This is a genomic window from Protofrankia sp. Cas8 (assembly GCF_963555845.1).
Classification (GTDB): domain Bacteria; phylum Actinomycetota; class Actinomycetes; order Frankiales; family Frankiaceae; genus Protofrankia.
This window is the reverse complement of record NZ_CAUVXI010000201.1, coordinates 1-5591: the sequence shown is the minus strand read 5'-3', so window position 1 is coordinate 5591 and position 5591 is coordinate 1. Positions and strand designations below refer to the sequence as shown.

The window sequence follows — 5591 nt, the reverse complement described above, 5'->3', positions numbered from 1 at the left end:
TCGGACAACGTGTCGGTGATCGACACCGACAGCAACACCGTCATTGACACCATCCCCGTCGGCAACAATCCTGTTGGCGTGGCGATCACCGGGGGTTTCCATCCCCGCGCCTACGTCACCAACGCCGGCTCGGACAACGTGTCGGTGATCGACACCGACAGCAACACCGTCATTGACACCATCCCCGTCGGCAACGCGCCTTTTGGTGTGGCGATCGTTAAGGATTTGTTCCATCCCCGCGCCTACGTCACCAACCAGTTCTCGAACAACGTGTCGGTGATCGACACCGACAGCAACACCGTCGTTGACACCATCCCCGTCGGACCCGTGCCTATTGGCGTGGATGCCGAGCGGTAAAAGCGCCCGACGATAGGGGCGTGGATCAAGGAACAGGCTTGGGGCACGTAGATCGCGAGGCGGCGAGGTGCGTGCCCCAGCCCCGCGACGCCGCGTCCCCTATTGCCGGTCGCTCTAAAGATCGGTCCAAATCGCCGAGGTGTCTTGGAAGAGTTCTGCTGGCCACAGCAGTCGCCACGCTGCCCCCGGCAACCGCCGAGAGCGCCGCCCTGCGGCTGGCCGAACAGCTGACCTTCCACACCGCCACGGCATGTGCCAGCTACACCGGGAAGCCGCTGGTTCAGCGCGTCCACCGCTCAACCCGCAGATTTGTGTTTGATCCGATCAGGAAGGTGGAACTTTGCTTCGTCCATCCCGCGTCCAGCAGGCGTTGTTCGGCGGGCACGACGGGAACGCTGTTGGCCTTCAGCACTACGCGGGCCAACCACACGACCGGGGAGGACGTCTGCGTGGTGAACTCCACCGGCGGCAGGACCAGGTCCTGCTGGAGGCGCGGTGCCAGCGTCAGATGTGTTTCGAGGTCAAGGGACATGCGGCCGTCGGCAGCGATGATGGGCTGTCCGGCTTGCTGCTCGGCGGCGAGCAGTCGCACCACCGCGGGTGACGGTTCTCGCGGCAGATCGTTGAGATGGGGAAGCGTAGCGGCGATCGACAGGCCGAGCAGCACCGCGGCTGCGCCGGTCCGCAATGCCACCGAGCGCAGTGACGCGATCCCGAGGGCGGCCGCGATGATCAGCCCGACCAGGGTGAAGAGCAGATAGCGCGCAAAGTACGTCGGGCGGACGAGTTCCAGGCCGGTGATGAGCAACATCGGCACCACGGTCCAGGACAGCACGAACACGCGGTGCGCGGTGCGCCAGACGCCGAGTACCGCTGCCACCGTCACAGCGATCGAGAGCGCCGCCAGTCCTTCAGACCAGTCGCGGACGGCATCCACGGGCAGCAACAACCCGACCGCGGGAGGAGACGGTGCGCCATGTGTTCCGCCGGCTAACGACCAGCTGACCAGCAGGGCCGCCGGAACGGAGGCGGCGACGATGGTGATGGCGGTCCGGCGTCCCGGCCGGCCGCGCAGCAGCAGGGCCGCGACTGCGAAGCCGGCGAGAACGGGGAGTGTGAACCAGTGCAGGAGGCCGGCGGCGGCCGCTGCGACGCCCATCCGGCGCACGCCGTGCCCGGTCGCGAGCCAGTCGGTGAACCAGAGCGCACACAGTGCGAGGGCGAGCAGTGCGGGGCCGTAGCCGCGTGCCTGCACCGCCTCGTCGACGAGCAGCGGCCCGGTCGCGCACAGCAGCCCGCAGAGCAGGCCCGCGCCCGGCCCGGCCTGTTTGCGCACCAGTTCGGCGACCACGCCGACCGCAGCGGCGGCACACACGAGGGAGGGCAGGCGCAGCGCGACGGTGCTGGTTCCGGCGAACACGCACCAGACGTGCAGCAGGGCGTAGTACGGGGCGTTGAACGACGGTGGTACGGACAGGTAGGAGATGACTCCGGTGCGATGCCAGACGGCGCCCACCAGCATCGTGATCGGCACGCCGGCCAGCAATCGACTGTAGGCCTCGTCGTACCACAGCGGCTGGTTGCGGCAGAGTTGGATGAAACCGAGCACGAGCAGGACCGCCGGTGGCGCCGACGACGCGGCGCGGAATCGATCACGCTTTCGCGGCATCAGCGGCCTTCGGTTCACCGCTGTGGGTCGTGGCGGCGATCACCACCACGATCAGGAAGGCGACGACGGTGATCTCGCTGGCCAGGTCCTTGCCCATGCCGAGGCCCCACGGGCGAGGCACCCACGCGTAGTCCGCGAAGGACGCACCGAGCGGGCGCGTCACGACGTAGGCCGACCAGAAGGCGAGGACGGCGTTAATCGTGAGGAAGCGGTACGCCAGGGCCGGCATGACGATCAGTGCGCAGAAGCCCAGCCCGGACTCGAGGAAGCCCCAGCCCAAGGTCGAGGCGAACATGTCGCCGACAGCGGTGCCGAGGGCGAACGTGGCCATGACCGTGGTCCAGTAGAAGATTTCACGGCGCCGCGTCGTGATGCTGTGGATCGACAGCGTGCGCTCCGATGCGTACCAGGCGCTCAGCGAGACCGCGACAAAGATGCTGAACGCGATCGTAGTGTCAACAAATGTGAGGCCCAGACCCTTGCGGAGGCCATCGGCGACCATGGTACCGAAGACGCTCACCATCGCCACCGCTGTCCAGTACGGCCAGACGCGGTAGCGCGCGGTGCGCAATTGCCACCCCAGCGAGGCGATGAGGGCGATGGCGCCGAGAACCACGGCGGTGCTACCCATCCGTTCCATAAGGTCGTCGGAGACGACCTCGCCCATGCCGGTGGTCAGGATTTTGATGAACCAGAACAGGGCGGTGGCTCGCGGGACTTTACTCAGCAGCGGCCGTGTGCGCGTCCCGGTAGCGGACGGGGTCGTTACTGGTGCGGTGTTCACGCGTTACCTCACAGGGACAGTGGTGCCCGCATAGTCGCGGGTGCCGGCACGGTGGTGAATCTTTCGTCGTTCTTTGTCGCCGGCGCGGCTGAAGCAGGGTTGTCATGGACAGCTTGCCCGCATTGAGTGAGTGGTCCAGAGAGCCGAATGCGGCGTGGGTCGTGCGCAATGCCTGCCGGCACCTGGTCAAGACGCACCCCGTGGCGACCGAACCGATTCTGGCGGCAACGAAGGGATGAAGCGATGGTGATCAGTTTCGATCTCCTGGAGGTCTATCGAGGCGCGCCGCCGCCGATCCCCGCGACGATCCGCTACAACCTGGCCGTCGGCGGCGAGCGGGAGACGCTCGCCGCCGACGGCACGCCAGGCGGGTAAGGACAGTCGGTCGTCGTCGCGTCCACCGTGTCATGTACCGCATCGACACCGACAACCATCGGGTTGACGTCGTCGCGATCGAGCACCGGGCGGACGTCTACCGACACCGCGGGTAAAAGCAGTAGAAGCAACAGCGGCGTCCACCCCGGTCGGGTCAGGCGTAGACCTCCTCGGTCCATGAGCGCAGCGCCTTCTCCGTGCCTTGCTGGTCCGCGTCGGGCGCGAACATGTGGACGGCCACGGCGACCGGCGCCCCGAAAGCGTTGCGGCCGAAGACGCGGTACATCGCGTCGTCGGTGCACAGGCCGAGGAAGTGCGGGGTCAGGTAGTCGACGGCGGCGTCCAGCGGGGCGAGGCCGGGCACCGTGACACGGACCTGGTCGTCCTGCTCGGCGTCGGCGAGCCCGAGGGCCCGGCGCAGCGCATCGAACCCGTCCGGGGTGATAGAGGAGGCCGGTACGTCAACCGCCACGTAGCTCGCCGGGCGGCCGCTGAAGTAGCGCAGGTACTGGCCGAGCGTGTGCAGATAGAAGTCGGTGTGCTTGGCGGCACCGTCGTACTGGCTGTCCCAGTCGTCAACGAACACCCCGCTGTGCACGTACCGGACCCAGGTCGTCCCGCCGTCCCGGGTCTCCACGAGGTGCTCGAGCTGGTTGAACCAGCCATCCGGGCCAACGGAGCGAACGATGAGGTGATGCGGTGGCCTGCAGCACCCGTTCGGTGCAGTTGCCCTTGCGTCGTTCCTCGACCAGCTCGATGAAGCCGTGCTGTTCCAGTGTGCGCCGGTGATAGTTGACCTTCTGCCTGGTCAGGCCTGTTTGCGCGGCCAGTGTGGTGGCCGAGCCGGGCTCGGCCAAGGCGGCCAGTAGCCGGGCGCGCACCGGGTCGTCCAGCGCAGTGTCGCTTGTATCACGAAGTACAGAGTTACTGGACGAGAATAAATGCGTCCGGTGCAAAGTTGTTGGGTGCGAACCCAACTGAGGAGCTCGCACCCATGGCAACCGCGCCACCCGAATTAGGACTTCGTGAGCGCAAGAAGCTCAAGACCCGGCAGATACTGCGAGACGCGGCCATCCGCCTGACCGACGAGCGGGGCTACGACGCCGTGACGGTCTACAGCATCGCCGAAGCGGCGGAAGTGTCGACCCGGACGTTCTTCAACTACTTCACCTCCAAAGAAGACGCCATCGCCGGCATCGACCGAGAGGAGATCGAGGAGGTCGTCTCCGCCCTGGCCAACCGGCCGGCAGCGGAGTCACCGGTCGCGGCGCTGCGAGCGGTCATGATCGCCCGGTTGATCGACACAGCCCTGCATCGTGACCAGTTACAGGCCAAGATTCGCCTGATCCGTGCGAACCCCGCGCTTGTCGGGGCGTTCCACGCCAGCTGGAGCCGCTACGAAGCCGCCTTGGTCGACGTCATGGCCCAACGCTGCGGGCTCGACCCGGACGTGGACGCCTACCCGTCGGTCGTCGTCTCGGCGGCGTTGGCCGTCGCCCGAACGATGAGCCTGCGATGGCGGGACCGCCCCGGCGACAGTTCGCTACCTGACCTGGTCGCCGCGGCATTCGACAACCTGGCCGCCGGGCTCGCGCCTCCCGCCGCGGGCGAGCCCGCACCGAGAAGGGCCTTTCCGTCATGACCTCGATCCAACTGAAGTCACCAGTCGGCGCCGGTGAGGCGCCTGCTGCCGCCAGGGTGCCCAGTGGCGGGATGCCAGGTGAGAGGGTGCGCAGTCGGGGCCAGCTGTGGATGGTGCTCGGCGCCCTGATGCTCGGCATGCTGCTCGCCACGCTGGACCAGACGATCGTCTCTACGGCGCTGCCCACGATCGTCGGCGATCTCATCGGCTTCCGCGCGCTGTAGGGCATTGGTGGCGGCGGCCTCATCGTCGGAGCGATAACGATCATTGGTGATGTGGTGCCCCCCCCCCGGGAACGGGGTCGGTACCAGGGGCTGTAGCAGTCGGTGTCGATGGCCGTGCTGGGAATCGGTATCGGCGCTGTCCTGCAGGTGCTCGTGTTCCTGGTCGCCGTGCCGATCGCCCTGGTGGCCTTCGCGCTGAGCTGGTTGCTGCCTGAGATCAGGCTGCGGCACACCACCATCGAAACGGCCGACCTACCCGCCCAAAAAAAGTGAGAAAAACGTTTGGGTTCGCGCTTCCAGAAACGGGAAAAATCAACAAACACGCCGTTCTGTATCTTCAACCTCGCCACCGTCGACGTCACGCCACGGGGACGCCGCTGCGAGGAGAGCGGCTCGTTGTCGAATCAGGGAATACTGCGCCCCCCCCCCCGGAGAAATCGGACTTCTCCAGGGAACGTTGCGTGCCATGCCTACGGTAACGCAGCGTCGGGGTGTCGATGAGTACGCCGGCTGCCAAGGCCGAGCCCGCCATCAGTGAAG

At 66.7% G+C, this 5591-nt stretch carries 7 protein-coding genes and 3 pseudogenes; 5 read left to right on the top strand and 5 right to left on the bottom strand.

What is annotated here, in order from left to right:
• Positions 1–9 precede the first annotated feature (9 nt).
• Complete coding sequence (locus U9977_RS22080; RefSeq protein ID WP_322751200.1) at positions 10–357, top strand: hypothetical protein; 348 nt, start codon at positions 10–12, stop codon at positions 355–357.
• A gap of 280 nt (positions 358–637) precedes the next feature.
• Here the strand turns inward: U9977_RS22080 and U9977_RS22075 are convergent, their stop codons facing one another.
• Both U9977_RS22075 and U9977_RS22070 read right to left on the bottom strand, forming a co-directional pair.
• Entirely contained in the window at positions 638–2026 is a 1389-nt protein-coding gene (locus U9977_RS22075) for a hypothetical protein (protein WP_322751196.1), read from the bottom strand.
• Positions 2010–2810, bottom strand: a complete 801-nt coding sequence (locus U9977_RS22070) for a hypothetical protein (protein ID WP_322751195.1) — start codon at positions 2808–2810, stop codon at positions 2010–2012. Before U9977_RS22070 ends, U9977_RS22075 begins: the two co-directional genes overlap by 17 nt.
• Before the next feature lie 243 nt (positions 2811–3053).
• Between U9977_RS22070 and U9977_RS22065 the strand changes: the two genes are divergently transcribed.
• Positions 3054–3185, top strand: a complete 132-nt coding sequence (locus U9977_RS22065) for a hypothetical protein (protein WP_322751194.1) — start codon at positions 3054–3056, stop codon at positions 3183–3185.
• A gap of 154 nt (positions 3186–3339) precedes the next feature.
• Here U9977_RS22065 and U9977_RS22060 read toward each other — a convergent pair whose 3' ends face one another.
• Positions 3340–3822 (bottom strand): hypothetical protein, encoded by a 483-nt coding sequence (locus U9977_RS22060; RefSeq protein WP_322751193.1) that lies wholly within the window; start codon positions 3820–3822, stop codon positions 3340–3342.
• Positions 3797–4078, bottom strand: a pseudogene (locus U9977_RS22055) (winged helix-turn-helix domain-containing protein); the annotation flags it as partial. The pseudogene U9977_RS22055 and the gene U9977_RS22060, both read right to left, overlap by 26 nt.
• A 101-nt stretch (positions 4079–4179) precedes the next feature.
• Here U9977_RS22055 and U9977_RS22050 point away from each other — a divergent pair.
• From U9977_RS22050 to U9977_RS22040, 3 genes and pseudogenes are all read left to right on the top strand, one after another.
• The gene (locus tag U9977_RS22050; RefSeq protein WP_322751191.1) at positions 4180–4827 is read left to right on the top strand and encodes a TetR/AcrR family transcriptional regulator; all 648 of its coding nucleotides are present in this window, start codon (positions 4180–4182) and stop codon (positions 4825–4827) included.
• Positions 4828–4898: 71 nt separating this feature from the next.
• Positions 4899–5144 (top strand): annotated as a pseudogene (locus U9977_RS27215) (hypothetical protein); the annotation flags it as partial.
• A 15-nt stretch (positions 5145–5159) separates the two neighbouring features.
• Complete coding sequence (locus U9977_RS22040; RefSeq protein WP_322751189.1) at positions 5160–5324, top strand: hypothetical protein; 165 nt, start codon at positions 5160–5162, stop codon at positions 5322–5324.
• A gap of 85 nt (positions 5325–5409) precedes the next feature.
• On the opposite strand, the pseudogene U9977_RS22035 reads toward U9977_RS22040, so the two are convergent.
• Positions 5410–5591 (bottom strand): annotated as a pseudogene (locus U9977_RS22035) (glycosyltransferase family 2 protein); the annotation flags it as partial.